This window comes from Wolbachia endosymbiont of Chrysomya megacephala (genome assembly GCF_008245065.1).
Lineage (GTDB): Bacteria > Pseudomonadota > Alphaproteobacteria > Rickettsiales > Anaplasmataceae > Wolbachia.
On record NZ_CP021120.1, the window covers coordinates 1,033,680 to 1,055,409 of the forward strand.

The following is a 21,730-nucleotide window of genomic DNA, read 5'->3' on the forward strand; positions in this document are numbered from 1 at the left end:
AATTTTTATTCAATAACCTTCAAGGATAATTCACGTAAATGCTTATCATCTACTTTAGAAGGAGCGCCCATTAGAACATCTTCTCCTTGCTGATTCATAGGAAAACAGATTACTTCACGAATATTCGGCTCATCTGCAAGTAGCATAACCATTCTATCAACCCCTGGCGCTATTCCACCATGAGGTGGCGCTCCAAACCTGAATGCACGCACAAGCGCGCCAAATTTTGTATCAACTTCCTCTTTACTGTAGCCTGCAATGGCAAAAGCTCTGTACATAATATCTAGTTTGTTATTACGAATCGCCCCACTTGAAAGCTCTATTCCATTGCAAACGAGATCATATTGATAAGCAAGGATATCTAGTGGATCTTTGTCTTCTAAATCCTTCAAGCCACCATGTGGCATGGAAAATGGGTTATGAAAGAAATCTATTTTTTTGCTTTTATCATCATATACAAAATATGGAAAATCGATGACCCAGCAAAACTTAAAGATATTGTCATCTATAAGACCTAGTTGTGATCCTAAGAGAGAGCGAACTTTCCCTGCAATTATTGCTGCTTCATTTTCCTTATCAGAAGCAAAAAATACACTATCTCCAGGCTTTACATTTGTTATTTCTTTTATAGAATTTAACCTATTGTCATCAAGAAATTTAGCAATTGGTCCTTTTGCAATGCCGTCCTTATCAAATGTTATATACCCAAGACCTTTAGCACCTAATTCTTTTTGCGCATGTTCTATTTTTTTATCAAAAAAGCTGCGTGGTTCCTCCGCTGTTTTGGGAGCAGGAATGGCTCTGACTACCATACCTCGCTCAATATTGCTTTTGAAAATATTGAACTCTGAATTACGGAAAATTTCTGTTACATCGCTGATCAATAGTGGATTGCGCAGATCTGGTTTATCAGAACCGTATTTGAGCATTGCGTCTTTGTATGTAATACGTGGAAAATCTTTATCAACTGATTTGCGAGAAAATTTGGCAAACACTTTATATAAGGTAGATTCAATAACCTGAAATATATCTTCTTGAGTTACAAAAGACATTTCAAGATCTAGCTGATAAAACTCCCCAGGAGAACGGTCAGCCCTTGCGTCCTCATCACGAAAACAAGGTGCAATTTGAAAATATTTATCAAACCCTGAAACCATAAGCAACTGCTTAAAAATCTGTGGAGCTTGTGGTAATGCATAGAATTTACTAGGATTTAGTCTGCTTGGCACTAAATAATCACGTGCTCCTTCAGGAGAAGAGGCAGTAAGTATGGGAGTTTGAATATCTAAGAATCCTTGCTCTATCATGAGCCTCCTGAGCTCTGAAATGATCTGTGAACGTAGAATAATGTTATTACGAACCTTTTCACGTCTTAAATCAAGAAAACGATATTTAAATCTCATGTTTTCTGGGTATTCTTGCTCACCGGCGATACTTGCTAATATACTCCTTTCTTCTTTTGCTATTTCTTCATCACAGTGGAACTCAACTTCAGATTCAACTTGTAAATTACTAACTATAACTTCAATTTCTCCTGTGGAAATAGAGCTATTTACCGTATCTTCAGTTCTAGCTTTGACTATTCCTGTGACAGTAATCACACTTTCTGATTTTAAATTCGAAATTTCATCAAAAAAATCTTTATCGTTATTGAATACCAACTGAGTAATCCCATGAAAATCTCTTAAATCAACAAAGATTAGGTTACCATGGTCACGTTTGCGATACATCCAACCAGAGAGAATAACTTCCTTTTCTACATCATTCTTCCTTAATTCATTACACTCGTGAGTTTTATAACAGTTCATTTAATTGAAATTTCTAGAATACAAAAAGATTATAAAATAAATTAACCTTTGGGCAAGATAATATCTAAAGATCCTTCACAAGCAATTCTGATTTAGATATACTTTTTTATTATGTGTGTTGAGGTGTATTTATGAACCCTGAAGAATTAAAAGAAATTTTAGCTAAAAATAGAGAGGGTGAATGCTGTAATAAAAGATCTTGTTGATACTGTCACCAAAAATGATTTAGAAAAAGTAAAGTCAATTTTTGAGGAAAATAGTTCCATTATTCGAGATGTTGTCACTTAGGTTAATTCCCAAAGCGGTACAAATTTATTAAAGTGTTCTACTAATAACAAAATGGCCGAATATCTAATAGAAAAGGGTATAAGCTTTAGCGCTGCAGTCACAAAGGCAGTTAAAAGAAGAGATTTAGAGTCAGTAAAATCAATCTGTCAGATTAACAGCTTAATAGCTAAAGATGAGTTATCGCAAAATCCTGAGCCACTAGAATCTGCAACTTATGATCACAAATTTAATGATAAAATTGCAAGGTATTTGATTGAACAAGGTGCAAATCCTAATGCAACTGATCATCTTGGTCGTTACTTACTTCATCTGCAAACTGCACAAGGCAATTTCGAAGGAGCTAAGGCTTTAATAGAAAACGGTGCGGATGTTAACTTAATAAATCAAGAGGTAAAAAGCTATCAGAACTTAATTATTGGTGGTAGTGCGTTAAAGGGTCAAACTGCGTTGAATTTTGCAATTAGAATATATTACAGACATAAAGACATAGACGATCAAAAATCTGATAAAACCTTAAAATTTATAAGTTATTTAATAGAACACAAAGCAAACTTAAATATCAAAGATTGTAATGAGATGGTCCCTTTAGATATTGCTATATTTCATAATTCTCCAAAGATAGTAGAATTATTGATAAAAGCTGGTGCTGATCTTAATGTTGGAAGGAAAAAAGCAGAAGGTGTTTTAAAGTATGCAATTACTGAAGGGCATATAGATATAGGGAAAGCTACAATTCGATATATTTTGGAACATGACTCACACTGGTTAACAACTTCAAATAAACCAGATCTTCTCAATGACCAACAAGAGTTATCAAACTATTGGGATGAATATAAAGCTCAAGTTAAAGAGCTTCATGATATAGTGGAAGATAGAATTGACTTGACTGGTGACGGCTCTACCCGTCCTATAATGAGAACAGTGAGTGGCTTTTTAGATCATGAAAGTAGAAAAAATCTAGTAAAATCATCATTTATATCTAGTGCTGAGGCACCAGAAAATTTTTGTCCGAGAAAGCTGGCTGTTATAAGTGTAGCTGCAATAACTTGCGCTTTAGCATTATATTTTCTTGCTCCATTAATCATTGGGTCTTCTGCTGGAATTGGTACTCAACTAGCATTAGGAGCTGTAGGTGCAGTTGTAGGTGGTGGAATTGGAATCTTGACTAATGTGGCAATCGATCAATGCTACGTTAATTCAGTTACTCAGAAAGCTGACTAAAATTAAAGCGCCATAGATTGCTAAAATCCATAATTGTGGAGTAATATAATGTTACTTTCCTCAAGCCTTTAGCTCCTCAAATACTTCTCTTGCTCTGTTTAAAACAGAATCAGGAAAACCAGCAAGTTTTGCTACATGTATTCCATATGACTCATCTGCAATGCCTTCAATTACTTCATGTAAAAAGATGACTTCTCCTTTCCATTCTTTTATTTTCATACAAAAACATTTCACATTTTCTAAGTATTCACCTACTTTAGTCAATTCATGATAATGAGTTGCAAAAATGGCGCGGCACTTATTTACATTGTGAATATGTTCAATCACTGCCTGTGCAATAGATAATCCATCATACACCCCTGTGCCCCTACCAATTTCATCAAGTATCACCAAGGAACGGTCCGTTGCCTGATTTACTATCGTTGCTGTTTCGATCATCTCTACCATGAAGGTAGAATAACCAGCTGTTATATTATCCGTTGCGCCAACCCTGCTGAATATCTTGTCAATCACTCCTACATGCGCACTCTCTGCTGGCACAAATGACCCCATGTGAGCTAAAACTGCAATGAGAGCGTTTTGCCTCAAGAAAGTGCTTTTTCCAGCCATATTAGGACCAGTAATTAGATGTATACCAGCTAAATTGATGCTATTTGCAATGAATTTATCGTTAACTTCAACCACTGGGTGTCTTCCGCTACAGATATTGAACTCTTTGCTGTCATCAATAATGGGTTTTACGTAATTATTTTGCACTGCAAGCTCTGCAAATGCGGTTCTAATATCAAGTTTTGCCAAAGCATTTGCAGCAAGAGCAATTTTTTCAGATTCTTTAGCGACTTCACTACACAGTTCACTAAAAATTTTCATTTCTAAGCCGATTGCAGCATCACGTGCCGTAAGAATTTTATTTTCTAGTTCTTTCAATTCATTAGTAGTGTAGCGCATGCTATTTGCTAAGCTTTGTCTATGAATAAATATATCCGAAGTTATTTTGTGATTTGCCGACACTTCAACGTAATAACCAAGTATATTGTTGTGTAATATTTTGAGTGCAGCAATGCCAGTTAGGTCGCGATAAGATTCACGGAGCTTAGTTACCAACTTGTTACTGTTGTTCAATATATAAGATAACTCAGATAATTCTGAGTTGTATTTTGGATTGATAAATCCTCCTTCTTTTACGGAACTGAGGTTGTTATCAAGTATAGCGCTGTTTAGAAGCTCGAATAGATCTTTATGATTACCAAGACTTTTATGTATTGTGCTTAGTTCACTCTCGTCACTACTTATCACCTGAACTGGTTCCTTTTCTCTGGTCAAGCACTGGAATGACATCTGAGAGTTAATTTCTGATTTTTCACTTAAACAATAATTATGCAAGGTAGACAGAAACTCAGACAATTCTAAAGTCTTTCCTAGGCCTATTTTCAATAGGTTCATATCCTTTGGTGAACCACGCCCTAGTATTAAGCGCGATAAAGACCTTTCAATATCCGGAATGTTAGATAATATCTCTCGTATTTTTCTGCGTGAATCATGATTATTTACAAAAAATTGAGCGGTGCTGAGCCTCAAATTAATTGCCTTAGAGCAAGCAAGGGGTGAAGCGAGCATTTGTTTGAGCAGGCGTCCACCAGAAGCTGTAACTGTATGATCAATAACTGAAATTAGTGAACCTTTCTTTTCACCAAATTGAGTTGAAAACAACTCAAGATTTCTCCTTGCTGAAGCATCAATAAGCATGAAATTTTGTTGCTTATAGGTTTTTGGGAATTCAAGCCTTGGAATGGAGCCCCTTTGCGTTACTCTGACATATTCAAGCAGTGCACCACACGCCATGATTTCTACTTTGCTGAAATTTCCTATACTCCCAAGTTCCCTGATTTTATAAAACTCGCATAATGTTCTGTGAGATTTACTATACTCAAAAAAGCTCTGTGCGTGTTGCGTAATTGATATTTTATAATTTTTTAAAATCGATCTAATTTTTTCATCCTCAGTGAATTTTTCAGAAATTAATAATTCTCTTGGTGATATACGCAATAAATCACTATCTAGAGCTTTCAAACTCGTTAAAGTGTGAAAAAATTTTCCCGTCGATAATTCAAGCCAACTAATAGCATATTCGTCATTTTGTTCAACTATGGATGCGAGATAATTATTGCTTTTATCCTCCAGTAGTGAATCTTCTATAATTGTACCTGGAGTTACAACTCGCACTACATCACGCTTTACTATGGATTTATAGCCCCTCTTTTTTGCTTCATCAGCAGTTTCTAATTGGTCACAGATTGCTACTTTGAATCCTAAATCTATTAGCTTGTGTAGGTAAGATTCGCTACTGTGTGCTGGCACTCCACACATTGGTATTTCTTGCCCATTTGAATTGCCCCTCTTGGTTAGCACTATATTCAGCAATTTCGCAGCTTTAATAGCATCATCGAAAAACAATTCATAAAAATCGCCCAGTCTATAAAACAATAGATGATCCGTGTATTGAGCTTTCAAATTTAAATATTGCTCCATTACAGGGGTATTTTTTTCTCTTATTAAGTTCATAACATTTTTAAATATGTTAGCAGCAAACCACTTACTCTGGTGTTGGTTATTTTATTATGGATCAATAATTTTTTTTAGCTATAGTACAAAAACAAATAGTTTGAGGTAGAATTATGAAATATGAACGGTTGTTAAAAATATTAAGGACAATAAGTGACTTAAATGAGAACAATATAATCGAAAGGGTAAAAGAGGAATTGGAAAAAGAAGATCCAGACACGTATAAAAAGTGGCAAGATAATGGATTTAACATAAATTATACATTCGATGATCAAAGTACATTGTTACATATAGCTGCTAGAAATGATCTTGTAAAGATAGCAGAGCTTTTAATAAAAAAAGGGGGTAATGTTAATACAGCAGATCAAGATGGATGGAATACTTTACACTTTGCTGCTGCAAGTAGCAGTATAGGAGTGGTAGAGATTCTCATAGCAAACGGGGTTAATGTTAATGTAGCAGATCAAAATGGGTTTACTCCTTTGCATTGTGCTGCTCACAATGAAAATAAAGAGATAGTAGAACTCATATTAGACAAGGGGGCTAATGTTGATGCAGTAAATCAAAATGGGTGTACTCCTTTGCATTGTGCTACTATCAATGGACATGAAGAAATAGTAGAACTCCTATTAGAGAAAAGGGCTAATGTTGACGTAGCGGATGAATACGGGCGTACTCCGTTATGCTGGGCTATTAGAAATGGCTATTCAGAAATAGCAAGAATTCTACTTGAAAACAAAGCAGATCCTTTATTGGGACATAAAAGTTTTAACACATTAAAGCTTTTGATTGAATTAATAAAAAATGATTTTAAGCACTCTAAGAAAGCAGAAGAAACACAGCAACAAGAAGATGATGAATATGAATTGATTAAATACTCGTTGCTACTTCGCAATGACTGCTCCTTAACGGATGTTGTCGAAAGAAGTGCATTTGGCAAGCTGATATCTACGTGGCTTGTTGACATGTCCAACTTAACAGAGAGTCAGAAGGAATTGAATAAAAAATTCTTAAGTACTTTTAAAGACTTTCCACATGTTACTTATAAGGATTATAAGAACGATGTTGAAAAAATTAAAAAATTTTTACTAGATCATAAAAGTAATCAAGATCTAAAAACCATTCTCAACCTTAAAAGAGGAGAATCTAAACTGACAATACTGCATATTCTATCAAGTATGGAATGTAGCAATTCAGAAGAATGCATAGATTTACTGTTGAATTCAGGTGCTGATCCTAATGAAAAGGACGACACAGGAAGGACGCCTTTGCATTATGCTACTCGTTCTGGTCATTGTGATACAATTATCAAATTGCTTCTAAGGAAAGGAGCTAATCTTGATATAAAGGATAAAAAAGGTAAAACCCCAATAGAATTTGCAGTTAATAACCCCCACCTTAATATTAAAGAGTGCTTTTTAACTGATGATGTTATTTATGGAACTTTTCGTAAAAAAACACAAGCTGACTATAATGGAAAAAAGTATTTGCGCAAAAGTGTAAATCTATGGGGGAATGATTTTCTACTAGATGAGCAAGATCCAGATAAATATTTTTGTAAATTAGATGAAGTTCAAGACATAAATCAGCTAGAACAGGTTGTAAATGAAGCTATAAAATCTAGGGTAAGGTTCAATCTTACTTGTGAGGGAAATATATATGAAAATACTTATGAGAATAAGTATAATTTTACAGATTATGTAATAAGAAGAATTAGTGAATTAAAGATTTTTCAAGTTGAAAGGGACATAGAAGTTGCTAGTCGCATAGTATGTAATTTGGTAAAAAGAGGTGCAGTACTTGAAACTCTAAGTAGTATAATTGTAATTGATAAACTAGAGAAGTTTAAAGACCACAAAGCTAATCTGAAAGAAGCACGTAAAAGCTATATACATTATTCTCTAAGGTTTTTGGAAGCTGCAAAAAACGCAACTACTGGTAAGGTAAAAGAGGCAAAAATGGACAACTTCACTTTCTGCTTGAAATACTCAAAGAATAGTATAGTCGAGGTTGCAAAAATCATAAATGGAACAGATGAAAGCACAGAATTTCGAAGAGACGTGATAGCAATCGGTGAAAGCGAGATAGAAATTTTAACGGAAGGTGGGGTAAGAAATTATACTGACCTTATAGGTAATATAGTACTGACTTTTCATACTGATTTGGGAAAAGTAGATGCTAGATTGTATTCTGATGTGCAAGATGAAGGAAAAATTATAGTAGAAGTGAGTAACAAGGAGGAAATATTGGAAAAGTTTAAAAATTATAAAGAAGAGTTAGGTGAGAACTGCTTGCTTGGTGGTTCTTCTGTCTACGACGCTATTAAGCAGGGATATTTTAAAAGGCCTGAGGAAGTAGATTCCATATATCATGTAAGTTCTTCATTAGAAAATATATCTTTATTTCCTATTGTACAACAGAACACAGAGAAAATTCGCTAGCGAGGTTAGTGTTGCTTAGCTTAAGTTTAAATTGCCAAAAAATGCAAACTTTATGATACTGAAGGAACTACTTTTTTGGTAGAAGGCAAAGCAGCAAGGAGCGAGCCAAAAGCGATAAGAAAGGATCCTAGCCAGATTATAGACATTCCAGGTTTATAGTGCACTTTAGCTGCGATTTTGCTCTTACTCTTATCAATCTCTCCAATTACAACATAAATATCAGAAAATAAATTGTGGTAGATACTGCTTTCAACATTTTTCTGACCTTCCGCAAGGTAAAATCTATATTCAGGAGTTACTTCACCTAATATCTTATTATTCAGCAAATTCCTGATATCCATTGTACCCCTCACTGCATGGAAATTTTTTTCTTTTATTAGCTCAATATTTCGTAAAGTAACTTTAAATTTATTGACTGTTATGCTGTCTCCTATTCCCAAGTAGTTTTCTTTTTTCTCCTGCCAACCAACGGAATAAGATATACCAAGCACTAGAATTGCCACTCCAGCATGAGCAAGCATCATTCCATAGTAGGACTTAGAAACTCTTCTTGCTAATAAAATTGATTCACCAAATGCTACCTTAAATAAACAAATTCTTTTACTATATGCTTCTAAAACAAAGATTAATAATGCTATGGAGATGGTAATTGATAGCACAATCATTAGCTCCATGTGAAAGATAAACGGCAAAATAGCTGCAGCACTACAAAATGAAAATCTATATTCACGGAATATTGGCAATAGACTATTTCCCTGCCAACTGCAGTATTGCCCTATCATGGTGAGTACTAGAATAGCTAGTGCAATAGAGTTAAATAAAGAATTGTAATATGGTGCTCCAACTGAAATTAATTCACCGGTTAAATACTCAAGCACTGTAGGGTATAAAGTGCCAACGAACACGATGAAAAAGGCAGTGATGAATAATAAATTGTTCATCAGCATCATCGTAAGGCGTGAAAAGAATCTTCTACCTTCTGTCACTTGAGTAGCAGATTTCTTTTCAGATTCCAATATCGAATACTGGAAAGATGTGTGATTCTTTCTCGTAAACACTACAAATATTACTAAGCTACTGACTGTAATTACACCAAGTAGAGCTAATATATACAGTCCATATCTTGGGTCATCTGCAAACGTGTGCACTGAGGTAAGTATTCCTGAGCGGACTAGAAATGTTCCAGTCACACTCAATATAAAAGTTGTAAGCGTAAGTAAAATAGCGAAATTCCTTAAAGTATTGAAATTTCGTACAACGAGCAACAAATGTGTCAGCGCCACTGCAATTAGCCAAGGCATCAAAGAAACGTTTTCCACTGGATCCCAGAACCAAAATCCACCCCAACCGAGTTCACGATATGCCCACCAGCTACCCAAGCTGATGCCCAAAGTGAGCAGCGACCAAGAAATAAGTACCCAAGGCCTGACAATTTTAGCCCAAACATTTCCTTCAGTATTTAAAATTAATCCAGCTATAGAGAGCGAAAAAGGAATGCTAAATCCAAGGTACCCCAAATATAATACCGGTGGATGAATAGCAAGGCCTATATCCTGCAATATCGGATTAAAACCCAGTCCATCTGTTTCAATGCCTGGCATTTTAGTGAAGGGGCTGGATTCAAGTAAAGTGAACAGTAAAAAACAAAAGCAAATCAAGCCTTGGGTGATAAGAGATATTTTTTTTAATTTACTACCATTAGTTCGTTCTGGTGTCATTCCAGTGCTTGACACTGGAATCCAGTTTTTATTACACTGCCATTTGATGTACTCATTTGCAATTAAATTGTCTGGATCCAAGTAGTCAAGCACTGGGATGACAGAAGGTATATAAATATCCATTAGTAATAAATACATGACAAGCACTAAGGTCCAAAGCAACATAGACCCTTCTTTATTTCCCCAAACACCACAAATCTTATAGATTAAAGGTTTTGTTGTGTGTGAGTGGTAATATACGTTTTCAAGTGAGAAATCATTTTTAATGTGGCAGTAGATCAAAATAGCCATTGATGCTGACACACAAAAAAATATGGCAGAGGAGACGAATCGGTAAGAACTAAACGGTAGAAACAAATACGTTAAAGATAACAAACAGGCTACCAATAACAATATATTCCCAAATTCAGGCATAAGATTCATATAATGATATTACTAATAATAAATTGGGAGTTAAAGTTTTAATATAGGAACAAAGTTAATCTTCAATTATATTAATAGTAAGTAAAAATTAAGCATTAAGCTTTTATACTTTATATTATATAACATTAATATTGTGAGGTAATATTATGGGCACAACTAAGATTAGTGAATTTCTATTCAATATAAAAGGTAAAGTGGCAAAACAACATGCTGAACCAATAATTGAAAAAAATCTCTATACTATTTTAGGATTCAAAGATGTAGAAGATTTAGAACATAAGACAAGTAAGTCCGTTAACAAAAAAATTTGGCAGCTATTTATTGATTGCTTTACAAAGGAAATAGATTATGTAGCAACTAAGCAAGTTGTAAAAAACGTTGTTTGTAATATTGCCAAAAGTGCCCAAGGCAATGCTTTTACTGAAGCTGAAAGCTTAATCTTAAACGAAAAACAAGATAATAAAAAGAGAGAAAGAGCGATTAAAAAAGCTACTAGTATTTTAAAAAAAATCAATCCAGAAAAAGCCTTCAATGAACTTTCAGTAATAAAAAAACAAGCCGAAGATTTTTTACAAACCGATTTTTATAAGGCGCAGAGCAAACCACTGCCAGGATTTGCTACATCTGGTGCACAGCTTTTTGCGGAAACTTTGAAATATATAGAAACACTAGAAAAATTATCAGAAGTTAAAAAGGAAGATTTAACTAAGAGTTTCCTATTAAATTATATTAGTTCACTGAACAAAAAGTATCCTAAATCACAAGGTAAAAGGGAAGATGCTATACGAATACTATCAAGCGATGAGTTGAAGAATTTTTATAATAAAGGTGTAGAGGAAGGAATACTACAACCGCTGGTATCATATAAAGAATGCAGAAATCTGTATGATAAAATGAGCCAAACAAAGGATGAATGTATAATCAAAAAAGAAGAACATGAGAAAGCAAGTAAGTCAATAACCAGTATAATTAGTGACATAAAAAAATGTAGAGAAGCAGTCCTTAGTTGCAAAAATTTTCAGAGCTCCTACATAAAGGAAAAAGCAGAACACCCATTTAGAGGCACCTCATGTCAAAAAATGATTGATATATATCAAGAGAGAATTGCTGGATATCAGGAAAAAATTCGTCAAAACCTAAACCAAATAAGAGCAATATTAAAAGATACGCCGCAAGATGTGGAAAAATTTAAGGAAATAATCAATTGTGTGCATGAAGCAGAGCAGTATGATGAAATTTTTGATTCGGCTTTAATTTGTTTATCGAACATACAGAATAAGCTAGATATTCAACCAGAAAATCCCCTAACAGAACTCAGAGCTTCACAAATCAACGTTGAAATTGAGCTAACTAGGCTCTGTGAACAAAATATTAGAGTAAGCATGTGAGTGCTTCAACAAAATTCAAAAAACCAATAAAGACCTCATAAGTCTTATCAAAATAGGAGATTTCTAATAGTGGCAAATACCATGTATTTCTTTCAATTTGCCACTACCTAAATCACACATTGTCTTCCAGAAGGAAAATTTTTGTTCCACTGGCAACCACCTCATGTATAGCTTTACTTTCATAATAAGAAAAATGGCAAAAGCAATTTTAGATCTACTCTAATAAAAGCCTATTTTCCTTGAAACTAAAATAGCTACTAAATGTGATAATAATATGATCTATTAATTCTATTCCTATGCTTTTGCAAGCTTCTGCAAGCTGTCTAGTGAGAAACATATCGCTACTTGAAGGCTGTATATCTCCACTTGGGTGATTGTGGGATATTACAATCGATGTTGAGCCAATCAAAAGAGCGCGTCTTATGATCTCTCTAACGTAAATAGGAGTTTGATCTACTGTACCAAAGTTCTGCAGATCTTCCGCTATTAGACGATATCTTTTATTCATATAGATGACGCGAAAATTTTCTTTATTAAGGCTTCCTATACTTACTTTTAAATAATCAAGCAAATTTTCCCAGTTATTGATTATAGGTAGGTCCTTTATTTCTTCTCGTGCAGAACGAACAAAAGCCTGTTTCACACAAAAGATAGCAGATATGGCTGCATTATTAACTCCTTCAATATTTTGCAGTGCTTCTAAATCGGCATTAAAAACTTTATTTAAACTGCCCAAATTTTCTATCAAACTCTTTGCTACTGGCTTTACATCGATTCTACTATATGCTGAATATAAAATGTGTTCTAAAATCTCATAATCAAGCAATGATTGTCCGTTATCTAAAATAATTCTCTCTCTTAGGCGCTTTCTATGACCTTTTTTGTAATCTTTCATTATTCATGAATTGCTTATCTCTTATAATAAGAAATTGAATTTTTAAGTAAAATATTTAATAAAACACATGAAGCATAATTGTAAATTTTTGAAGACAGCAAATGAAAGTAGCCCCTCTCTTGTCATCCCCTGCTCCCTCCTTCTTGTCATTCAAGTAGCCTCATCCCAGTGTCCCTTCTATATATCATCCCAGTGCTCCTTCTATGTCATCCCAGTGCTCCTTCTATGTCATCCCAGTGCTTGACACTGGTTTCTTACCAACAAAAACCTAGCATAACTTTTGTGCTCAAAAAATTTCCAGCATCAAGTGCTGGCCTGAAGCTTTAGCTGTAAATGTTAAGAAATTTACCAAGCGAAAAAAAAAGGCAAAAAAATCCCCGTGTAACGAGTTTTGACCCTATAATAATGTAAATTGGCGCTGTAATAATGTGCTAACGCTTAAAATAAGCGCGTTTTGGCTGAATGTAGAAAAAATAAAAAAGACATGCAGCCGCTATAATTTTTATGTAATTTGCCAATAAATATCTGAGTTTTTTACTGAATTTTTGTTGTTGAACCCGCGCGGATCGAAAACAAGGATAAATACTCTTATTGTCATAATAAGGGGGCTGGCGCAGTTTGTCAAGGAAGTTTTATGCGAGAGATCTATTGAAATGCTCGTGCAAAATCATACTATTAATTAGTACACTATAAATTTAAAATTATAAATATGTTAAGCAAATTAGTAACTTTGCTATTAATTTTTATATTTCCTTTTTACTCATACTCATATCAGTTTAGAACCAAAGCAAAGCAAGCAATTGTCTTAGATTTAGCTTCAGACTCGTTCATTTTTGAACACAATTCCAGGGAAAAAATGGCCCCATCTTCAATGAGTAAGTTAATGACTTTATATGTAGCTTTTGACTATCTAAAAGCTGGAATAATAAAAATGGAAGATAAATTTCGAGTAAGTAGAAAAGCATGGGAAAGGAAAGGCTCTTCTATGTTTTTGAAAGAAGGTCAATTTGTTACGGTAAAAGAACTACTTGAAGGAATTACAATTGCCTCAGGTAATGATGCATGCATAGCGCTAGCCGAGGGTATCGCAGGATCAGAAGAGAATTTTGTTGCTGAAATGAATGAAGTTGCACAAGATTTAAATCTTAATGATAGTCATTTTGTTAACTCAAGCGGGTGGCCAGATGAAAACCATTTTATGAGCGCAAAAGACTTGGTAACACTGGCAAAAAGGATTTTTACTGATTTTCCTGAATACTATGATCTATTCTCTGAACAATATTTGACATATAACGATATTGTACAAAAAAATAAAAATCTTTTACTTTTCCATGATATTGGAGTTGATGGTCTAAAGACAGGTCATACAAGTGCTGGTGGTTATGGAATTATAGTATCTGCAAAACGGAACGATAGGAGAATTTTTGCTGTTGTGAATGGTTTGGATACCGAGAAAGAGCGAATAGAGGAAGCAAAAAGACTAATACAATATTCCTTAAATCATTTTAATACCAAGAAAATATTTGCTAAGGATAGCGTAGTTGAAGAAATAAATATTGTTTATGGAAAAGATAAAAAGGTGCCCGTTACAGTTGCAAACGATGTTACCATAACTTATAACCGCAGATTACATGATAAAATTAAAGTGCGTATTGAGTATAAAGATATGGTACCCGCACCAATTAAAAAAGGTCAAGAAGTGGGCAAAATTTTTGTAGAAATACCTGGTACTGAGCAACAAACTATACCTGTTTATACAGCAAATGATGTGCAGAAATTGAGCTATATAAAAAAAATTTTTAGAAAGTTGTTTTAATCAGCAAATGTAAGTTAAGGAGACCTGAAATACTAATCTACTTTCAACCTCTCAGCATGTAAACTGCGTGGTAAAGATTCCAACTCTTTTGCAGCAGTGAGTTCTTTATTTTTTGCATGTATACCAAGCTTATTGAATTCTCGGGCAGCAGGAAACACTCTTGCCTCAAGCGAACCAGCAGTTTTATTGTAATGATCAACAGCACTTTTTAAGCTTCTGCGTAAATTATCAAAATTTTCGCCCATTGTGCAGATTCGCTCATATAAAATATGGCCTAGTTCACTTATTTTCTTTGCATTTTCAGCTATCATCTCTTGCTTCCATCCATAGGCTACTGCCCTAAGTAGCGCGATTAAAGTGATTGGTGTTGCAATAATTACTTTTTTTTCTATTCCAATTTCTATCAAAGCTGGTTCACATTCTAGTGCTGCACTGAAAACCCCTTCCCCTGTTAAAAAAAGTACCACAAGCTCTGGCGTATTTTCAAATTGGTTCCAATATTCCTTTCTGCCTAGATCATTTATATGTTTTTTTATTGCCAGAGAATGATTCTTCAATTTTTCCTTTTGTATCTGTAAATCATTTTGCGACATAGCATCCATGTAAGAATCAAGTGGTACTTTAGCATCTATTATTATTTGCTTTCCTGATGGCATTTTTATTATCAAATCAGGACGCAACAAATTGTCCTCATTTTTATCAATTACTGAAGCTTGAGTCAAAAAATCGCAATATTCAATCATTCCCGCCATTTCTACTACTCTTTTTAGCTGCATTTCACCCCATTTTCCCCTAATGTGAGGCTTCCTCAGGGCGTTAGCAAGGCTAGAAGTTTGACTCATTAATGCTCCAATTTGCTCCCTTAAACCTTCATAGGCCCCTACCCTCTCCTTCTCTAGGTCACGTATTTCACTATCGAATTTTTCTAACTTTTCTTTTATTGGAGTGACAACTTCGTTGATCGTTGCTTGCCTTTTTTTGAAATCACTTTCTGTTTCTTTTAGCTTACTATCGATTACTTCCTTCGCTAAATTCAGAAAATTATTGTTGTTTACCTGCAAAGCATCAAGAGAGAGAGCTTTAAAAGTGTTTGTAAGCCTCTCCTCTGCTTTTGTTAGTAATTCTATTTCCTTTTTCTTTTCCTCACGCTCTTTTTGTAGAATTACTTCAAGCTCTGCTTTTTTGACTTTCAACCCAACTATCTCTTCATCCTTATTCAGTAAAGTTCGCTTTGCCTCTTGAAGCTCACGCTCTAATTTAAGTTCAAGATTTGCTTTCTCCTCACTTAGCTTTCTATTCTTTTTTACGACGAAAAAGAGAAATAACAGTAAAAAAAGAAAATTTAACCCGAGAACTATAGAATTGAGAAGCATCAGAATACAGAAAAAACCGCACTCACAATACTATCTAATTTTTCTATATATAAAAAAGAAAAAAGAGAATCAAATGAGGTACTCTTTTGTGAAGGATTTGGTTTACTAATTAATAATCGCCTACACTTGGATTAGTGACATAATGTCTTTTTATTAAAAATCTTATATAATAGTTATTTTTATCATATCAAATAGCACATATATTAACAACTCGATTTTACTCTCATTGCTTACTATTTACCACATTACAACACTTACAAACCGGTTATTTCATTAAAAACTTAGCTTCAGCCCAGCCAAAAGCACATACCCGGAGTTATTACTTTCGATTTCAGGTTCTTTGGTACTAAATTTTACAATATCGAAGTAGTATGAAGTGCCAAGAGCTAATGGATATTCAAGACTGAAAGCCTGTGATGTTAATTCGTTTGTACCTTTGCCTACAATATCCCTGCTACTACTAAAATATGTTAAGCTCACTTTACGAGAATCAGAATGATAAGCAACACCTGCATTTATATAATTCATATTACTTGTTTCAGGACTACGTTTCTCACCAGATTTACCGCCATTACCGTACGAAAAAATGCAATCAAGTTCAAAAAGTTTTAGCTTCAAGCCAAAATTCCAGTGTAGCAATTGATTACGGCATTTATAATTTTCAGAAGTACCATCCGAGCAATCAGTTAAATTTTCTCTTGCAAACTCACCAGTAAAAGCAGTAGTAAAATTTATTTCATCTGATAAGCCATTTTTATAGGAAAGACCAGCGGCTATTAGATTGTTATATTGCAAATTATTTTTTCCTGGAACATAACTGAGTCCAAGTTGAAAGTTATAGATTTCAGGAGAAATATAGTTTATCGTTGGTTGTTTTAACTTCAGCTCTAGTCCATTATAGTCGCTGTAAATATTGGGTTTTACCCAAAATACCTCATCTTTATCATACCCAGGATCATTATCTTTTTTTTCATTACCGCGCAAATTTGAGTAATTTGTCCAATGACCATTTATTCCTCCGGCAGCTGTGTAAATTTTTGAAGTGTTAATTAACATACTCTGACTAACTAAACTTCCTTTACCATATTCAATTGATCCAAATTCCTGGTTCTTTATGATAAAATACCACTTCTCCATTTCTAACTTTTCTATGTCTAGTGCCTTTAAGTTTGCAATACCAGAAACTCCTACCTTAACATTAAACCCCAGTTGTGTATTTGGATAAACTTGCTGCAAATAAAGAAAGCGCAGGTCTGAATAGCTTGAGGTCTTGTCTTTTGTAGAGCTAAAAGAATCTTTATTGAAAGCGTAGCCAAATCTTAAATCTACTTTTCCATCTAGTTCTACATAAAACATCTCCTTATCCAGAATTACCCTAGCGTTAGCACTTCCTCCCACAAGTAATGATAAAAATAGTGTGATTAGTAACCTCATAGGTAAGCTTAAATTCTTAATATAAGCTTAACAGAAATAAAAAACAATCCTTATATTGTGTAGAACTTAGATACTACAAACCAATTAATGACAAAAGCGTTTAAGCATTCTTCACACTATGTTTTTGAATTATATTTCCATAAATAATTGATATGCTTGATAGTTTTCGCTTTAATAACTGCTTGTTAATGGAAGAATGTATACGATTAACTATTTTAGATGTGTTATTTGCATCACAGTTCATCAAAATAAAAAGTACCTTATTCTCATCAATACATCCTAAAAAATCATCACTACGGCAATTTTTATAAAAATGTTCTATGATAATTTTTAGTGTATCATTTTCCTTATTACAACTGCTGTTTAAACCTATTATTCCTATAACTGCATTAATTTGATATTCAAAGGCAAAATTCAATATGACATATAACTCCAAAATCGTTGAATCATTGTCTGGTATATCAAACAAGTTGTGTTTTCTATATTTCTTACCCATCAGATATTTATCCCTAAACATTGCTAGCTTATGAAACAGGCTAATGTCACGTATCAATAGCTCATAATTAATCTTGCTATTAGTAAATTGCGTTGTGCGAAAAACTTTTACCTTTGTTTTTATATCTTCTCCTTTAGCGTCGATTAAAGAAAAGCCTATCACTTTTGGCAATATATCGGGCAAATCGCGCCCATCTTCAGTATACTCCAAATAGCTTTTCATATCTTCAGCTGCTCTTGCACTTAAAATATTGATTAACGGCTTATTAAGTAAATTCCCTTCTTCACATTTTAATAAATTCCTTGCTGCTTGATTGAGTCCCAAGATTAACACGTTTTTTTTCTCATTATCCTGAGAAACAGATATCACAGCATCATCTTTCCTTCTTGCCGTTATAAAATCTTCCATGCTTTCATTCTATAAAATGTATTTACCAGTATAATAAAGTTGTATTAAGATTTATTTACCTATTGATATACTTAATCAAGTATAGGCAAGCATAACATAACCAGCTATTTCTAAGTGATGATAAAGGAAGCAAAATTACAAATGTAATTTTGCTTGTTTTCTTTAATACCTTCATCACAACAACTGATTTTGCTGTATTGGATTAGATGATTGAATATAACCTAAACTACTGTGACACGATTCTTCGTATGACGGTGGTGATGAACACGATTCCTCGTATGAAGGGGTTCTGTCGCATCTATAAATCCTGGTATGTAACATTTGTAGGAAAGTAGAAAAGAAGTGATATGATCATCTAAAAAAAAAGCAAAGATGTTTCGTATTAGTTCAAAATTATTGCCATATTTCAAAGGATTTAGCTTTTCAGCAGAGATAATAATGTTATCTGTATATATGAAATGTAGATTCTCTTTGAGCTATCGAGATTTGGAAGAAATGCTGAGTATAAGGGGAGCAAAAATTGATCATGCTACGTTACAAAGGTGGGTTATCACCACTGATAGATGAAGCGGTAAGGAAAAGGAAGAAGCAGGTTGGCAGTAGCTGGAGAATGGACGAGACCTACGTTAAATTAAACGGCAAATGGGTTTATCTATACAGAGCACTATTGGTAATACTGTAGACTTTCTGTTGTGTGCTCGTAGAGACAAGTCTGCGGCACTTGCGTTCTTTCGTAAAGCCTTTAGAGAGAATAACCTTCCTGAGAAAGTAGTAATTGATAAAAGCGGCAGTAATACTGCTGCTCTTGATGATTTGAATACAGAAATTTCTGAAGATTGTAGAATCATGGTTTTTCAAATAAAATATCTAAATAATATTGTCGAACAAGATCATAGATTTATCAAAAAACGAATAAAGCCAATGCTTGGTTTTAAGAGCTTCCACTCCGCAAAGATTACCATTACCGGCATAGAAAATATTCGTATGATTCAAAAAAGACAAATTATCGGGGCTAATGATAATGTTTCTACTTTTGAGAATTTTGCTATGCTAATTGCTCTATAACTCCCATAATCCCAGTTTAACGATCTTCTTGTACCACAATTTATAGATGCAACAGAACCGTATCAATTGCATATGGTGACCATGTTGTGAGGTATGCTGAAGTTCAGATAAATGATTTACTAAACTTAAGACAACGTATTAAAGCTGAACTGAAAGTTGCAGGTGTGAGACCGAAGAGAAGAATTGTGATTGCGACAAGTAAGGGGATTGACAAAATTGTGTAAAAATGTTATAGTTTAAAATTGGTATTTTCTAGTTAAAATATGGATCAAAGTCAAGAAAGGCTTAATGTTAATGTAAATTTTGAGGGGGAATTTGCTCACTACCTTATAGAAATGGCAAAAGTTCAAAATAGAACTATAGGAGAAGTTGTAAAGGACCTAGTGGAAGAAGAAATTGAAGCAAGCAAATTATCTGAAGAAGATGATAAAATAGATGAAGTAGATATAAAGTTGGCTAAGCTTTCTCTTGAGCGTGATGCTAGAGGTGATGAAGAAATTAGAAGTGAGGATGTAGATTGGAATAGAATATTATCTGCAAAAACAGTCTAAAGGTGGAGATACAAGCTGGGATACGATATTATCTATTCAAAAAGAGTTCTTGAGGAGGACTTTCTTGCATTACCACAAACGATAAGATCTAGAGTGAGAAGAGCTGTAGATAGTCGTCTTGCAACCAACCCTAAAGCAATAGGTAAAGCATTATCGCATGAATTCAAAGGGTATTTTAGGATACGAGTAAGTGATTATCGTGTAATTTATAGGATAAACTACTTAAAACACACAGTAACTATTACTGCAATGGGACATCGGAAGGACATTTATGAACGCAGCCCAAAATAAGCGTTGGTATTTGTGCAAGAGCCTCATGCATAAGTGTTAACAGCCAGACTCTCCAGCAGCTTGCTGTAATTTTTTAATGTAAAATTGTGCAACAAACTGCTGCATAATCAAAGAGGCAAAATGTTATTAAAATCATTCAAACAACTATTTAGTAAGCCAAAGATAAAAAGCTCAGCATGGGATGCAGCAGGCTCAGGAAGAAGATTTTTTCACTTTCAACCAGAGTTAGGAAGTATAAACAATTTGCTGTCTCAAAGCCTTGAAACTTTACGTAGTAGATCACGTGATATGGTGAGAAAAAATCCATATGCAGCAAATATTATTGATACAATAGTAAGTAACTCTATTGGAACAGGAATAAAACCACAATCAAAAGCAAGAAATGGGGAGTTTCGAAAGAAAGTGCAAGAATTATGGCTAAAATGGACAGATGAAGCAGATAGTAACGGAGTAAGTGATTTTTATGGATTACAAGCTCTAGTATGCAGAAGTATGATAGAGGGAGGAGAATGTTTTGTACGTTTAAGAACGAGAAAGCTGGAAGACAGATTTTCTGTGCCATTACAACTGCAAGTACTTGAGTCTGAACATTTAGATAATAAAACAAATCAAACTTTAGGAAATGGTAATGTAATAAGAAACGGGATTGAGTTTAACAAGCTTGGGCAAAGAGAAGCATATTACCTATTTAAAGAACACCCTGGTGAAGGCTCGTTTGGTGAATCAGTGAGAGTGCCAGCAAATGATGTTTTACATATTTATAGACCATTAAGACCTGGGCAAATCAGAGGGGAGCCTTGGCTTTCTAATATACTGCTGAAGCTTTATGAGCTTGATCAATATGATGATGCAGAGCTGGTGAGAAAGAAAACTGCAGCAATGTTTGCTGGATTTATTACGAGACTCGATCCAGAAGCAAATATCATGGGAGAAGGTGAAGCAAGTGAGCAAGGAGTAGCACTATCTGGCCTGGAACCTGGAACAATGCAGCTTTTAGACCCAGGAGAAGACATAAAATTTTCAGAACCGTCAGATGTTGGAGGAAGTTATGAAGCGTTTATAAGACAGCAACTCAGGGCAATAGCGATTGGTACAGGGATAACATATGAGCAACTAACAGGAGATTTAACAGGTGTTAATTATTCATCAATTAGAGCAGGATTAATAGAGTTTCGTAGGAGATGTACAATGTTACAGCATAACATAATGGTATTTCAGTTTTGCCGTCCTATATGGGATAGATGGTTAGAGTTAGGACTACTTTCTGGAGAACTAGACATAGGTGAAGAATGGACAAAGGGAAAAGAAGGAGCAAAAAAAGAAGTAAAATGGATAGCACAAGGGTTTGATTGGGTCGATCCACTGAAAGATCAGCAAGCACAACAAATGGTAGTAAGGAATGGATTTAAGAGTCGATCGGAAGTAGTATCAGAAATGGGTTACGATGTAGAAGAAATTGACCAAGAAATAGCAGAAGATAAAAAGCGTGCTAATTCTCTCAACCTTTTCTTTGATTCTGATGTCAGGACACAAACAAAATAAATCTCGTTTA

At 34.3% G+C, this 21,730-nt stretch carries 14 protein-coding genes and 1 pseudogene; 8 read left to right on the top strand and 7 right to left on the bottom strand.

The window, feature by feature from the left end; all coding sequences use genetic code 11:
• Positions 1-5: 5 nt before the first annotated feature.
• On the bottom strand, positions 6-1,808 hold the full coding sequence (gene aspS, locus CAI20_RS04980) for an aspartate--tRNA ligase (protein ID WP_149168898.1): 1,803 nt from the start codon (positions 1,806-1,808) through the stop codon (positions 6-8).
• A gap of 339 nt (positions 1,809-2,147) precedes the next feature.
• Here aspS and CAI20_RS04985 point away from each other — a divergent pair, with 339 nt between their 5' ends.
• Positions 2,148-3,317 (top strand): ankyrin repeat domain-containing protein, encoded by a 1,170-nt coding sequence (locus CAI20_RS04985; RefSeq protein WP_246111575.1) that lies wholly within the window; start codon positions 2,148-2,150, stop codon positions 3,315-3,317.
• 60 nt (positions 3,318-3,377) lie between these two features.
• Here CAI20_RS04985 and mutS read toward each other — a convergent pair whose 3' ends face one another.
• Complete coding sequence (gene mutS, locus CAI20_RS04990) at positions 3,378-5,879, bottom strand: DNA mismatch repair protein MutS (RefSeq protein WP_052264659.1); 2,502 nt, start codon at positions 5,877-5,879, stop codon at positions 3,378-3,380.
• Positions 5,880-5,992: 113 nt separating this feature from the next.
• Here mutS and CAI20_RS04995 point away from each other — a divergent pair, with 113 nt between their 5' ends.
• Positions 5,993-8,320, top strand: coding sequence for an ankyrin repeat domain-containing protein (locus CAI20_RS04995; RefSeq protein WP_052264658.1), 2,328 nt, complete (start codon positions 5,993-5,995; stop codon positions 8,318-8,320).
• Positions 8,321-8,370: 50 nt separating this feature from the next.
• Here CAI20_RS04995 and CAI20_RS05000 read toward each other — a convergent pair whose 3' ends face one another.
• A complete protein-coding gene (locus CAI20_RS05000) occupies positions 8,371-10,452 on the bottom strand; it encodes a heme lyase CcmF/NrfE family subunit (RefSeq protein WP_458694651.1) in 2,082 nt (693 codons plus the stop codon).
• A 155-nt stretch (positions 10,453-10,607) separates the two neighbouring features.
• Between CAI20_RS05000 and CAI20_RS05005 the strand changes: the two genes are divergently transcribed.
• Entirely contained in the window at positions 10,608-11,849 is a 1,242-nt protein-coding gene (locus CAI20_RS05005) for a hypothetical protein (protein ID WP_007302893.1), read from the top strand.
• Between the two features lie 214 nt (positions 11,850-12,063).
• On the opposite strand, the gene radC is transcribed toward CAI20_RS05005, so the two are convergent.
• A complete protein-coding gene (radC, locus tag CAI20_RS05010) occupies positions 12,064-12,744 on the bottom strand; it encodes a RadC family protein (RefSeq protein WP_019078756.1) in 681 nt (226 codons plus the stop codon).
• A gap of 709 nt (positions 12,745-13,453) precedes the next feature.
• Between radC and CAI20_RS05015 the strand changes: the two genes are divergently transcribed.
• Positions 13,454-14,560, top strand: coding sequence for a D-alanyl-D-alanine carboxypeptidase family protein (locus tag CAI20_RS05015; RefSeq protein WP_012482049.1), 1,107 nt, complete (start codon positions 13,454-13,456; stop codon positions 14,558-14,560).
• 32 nt (positions 14,561-14,592) lie between these two features.
• Here the strand turns inward: CAI20_RS05015 and CAI20_RS05020 are convergent, their stop codons facing one another.
• The 3 genes from CAI20_RS05020 to CAI20_RS05030 all read right to left on the bottom strand — a co-directional run bounded on the left by CAI20_RS05020 (position 14,593) and on the right by CAI20_RS05030 (position 18,271).
• Complete coding sequence (locus CAI20_RS05020; RefSeq protein ID WP_007302846.1) at positions 14,593-15,933, bottom strand: DNA recombination protein RmuC; 1,341 nt, start codon at positions 15,931-15,933, stop codon at positions 14,593-14,595.
• Between the two features lie 273 nt (positions 15,934-16,206).
• Positions 16,207-17,367 (bottom strand): porin, encoded by a 1,161-nt coding sequence (locus tag CAI20_RS05025; RefSeq protein ID WP_007302847.1) that lies wholly within the window; start codon positions 17,365-17,367, stop codon positions 16,207-16,209.
• Between the two features lie 100 nt (positions 17,368-17,467).
• Positions 17,468-18,271 (bottom strand): hypothetical protein, encoded by an 804-nt coding sequence (locus tag CAI20_RS05030; protein WP_007302848.1) that lies wholly within the window; start codon positions 18,269-18,271, stop codon positions 17,468-17,470.
• Positions 18,272-18,643: 372 nt separating this feature from the next.
• Between CAI20_RS05030 and CAI20_RS05035 the strand changes: the two are divergent.
• The 4 genes and pseudogenes from CAI20_RS05035 (at position 18,644) to CAI20_RS05050 (ending at position 21,720) form a co-directional block, all read left to right on the top strand.
• Positions 18,644-19,336, top strand: a pseudogene (locus CAI20_RS05035) (IS6 family transposase).
• Positions 19,337-19,599: 263 nt separating this feature from the next.
• Positions 19,600-19,887 carry a hypothetical protein gene (locus tag CAI20_RS05040; protein ID WP_127463630.1) on the top strand — a complete coding sequence of 96 codons (288 nt, stop codon included), beginning with the start codon at positions 19,600-19,602 and terminating at the stop codon, positions 19,885-19,887.
• Between the two features lie 30 nt (positions 19,888-19,917).
• A complete protein-coding gene (locus tag CAI20_RS05045) occupies positions 19,918-20,178 on the top strand; it encodes a type II toxin-antitoxin system RelE family toxin (RefSeq protein ID WP_256365557.1) in 261 nt (86 codons plus the stop codon).
• A 120-nt stretch (positions 20,179-20,298) separates the two neighbouring features.
• Positions 20,299-21,720: a phage portal protein gene (locus CAI20_RS05050; protein ID WP_149168900.1), complete on the top strand. Its 1,422-nt coding sequence runs from the start codon at positions 20,299-20,301 to the stop codon at positions 21,718-21,720.
• The last annotated feature ends 10 nt before the right edge of the window (positions 21,721-21,730 follow it).

Bases quoted from the DNA above. Each gene is read 5' to 3' on its own strand.
- aspS (WP_149168898.1), bottom strand. From the start codon at position 1,808: ATGAACTGTTATAAAACTCACGAGTGTAATGAATTAAGGAAGAATGAT.
- CAI20_RS04985 (WP_246111575.1), top strand. From the start codon at position 2,148: ATGGCCGAATATCTAATAGAAAAGGGTATAAGCTTTAGCGCTGCAGTC.
- mutS (WP_052264659.1), bottom strand. From the start codon at position 5,879: ATGAACTTAATAAGAGAAAAAAATACCCCTGTAATGGAGCAATATTTA.
- CAI20_RS04995 (WP_052264658.1), top strand. From the start codon at position 5,993: ATGAAATATGAACGGTTGTTAAAAATATTAAGGACAATAAGTGACTTA.
- CAI20_RS05000 (WP_458694651.1), bottom strand. From the start codon at position 10,452: ATGCCTGAATTTGGGAATATATTGTTATTGGTAGCCTGTTTGTTATCT.
- CAI20_RS05005 (WP_007302893.1), top strand. From the start codon at position 10,608: ATGGGCACAACTAAGATTAGTGAATTTCTATTCAATATAAAAGGTAAA.
- radC (WP_019078756.1), bottom strand. From the start codon at position 12,744: ATGAAAGATTACAAAAAAGGTCATAGAAAGCGCCTAAGAGAGAGAATT.
- CAI20_RS05015 (WP_012482049.1), top strand. From the start codon at position 13,454: ATGTTAAGCAAATTAGTAACTTTGCTATTAATTTTTATATTTCCTTTT.
- CAI20_RS05020 (WP_007302846.1), bottom strand. From the start codon at position 15,933: ATGCTTCTCAATTCTATAGTTCTCGGGTTAAATTTTCTTTTTTTACTG.
- CAI20_RS05025 (WP_007302847.1), bottom strand. From the start codon at position 17,367: ATGAGGTTACTAATCACACTATTTTTATCATTACTTGTGGGAGGAAGT.
- CAI20_RS05030 (WP_007302848.1), bottom strand. From the start codon at position 18,271: ATGGAAGATTTTATAACGGCAAGAAGGAAAGATGATGCTGTGATATCT.
- CAI20_RS05040 (WP_127463630.1), top strand. From the start codon at position 19,600: ATGGATCAAAGTCAAGAAAGGCTTAATGTTAATGTAAATTTTGAGGGG.
- CAI20_RS05050 (WP_149168900.1), top strand. From the start codon at position 20,299: ATGTTATTAAAATCATTCAAACAACTATTTAGTAAGCCAAAGATAAAA.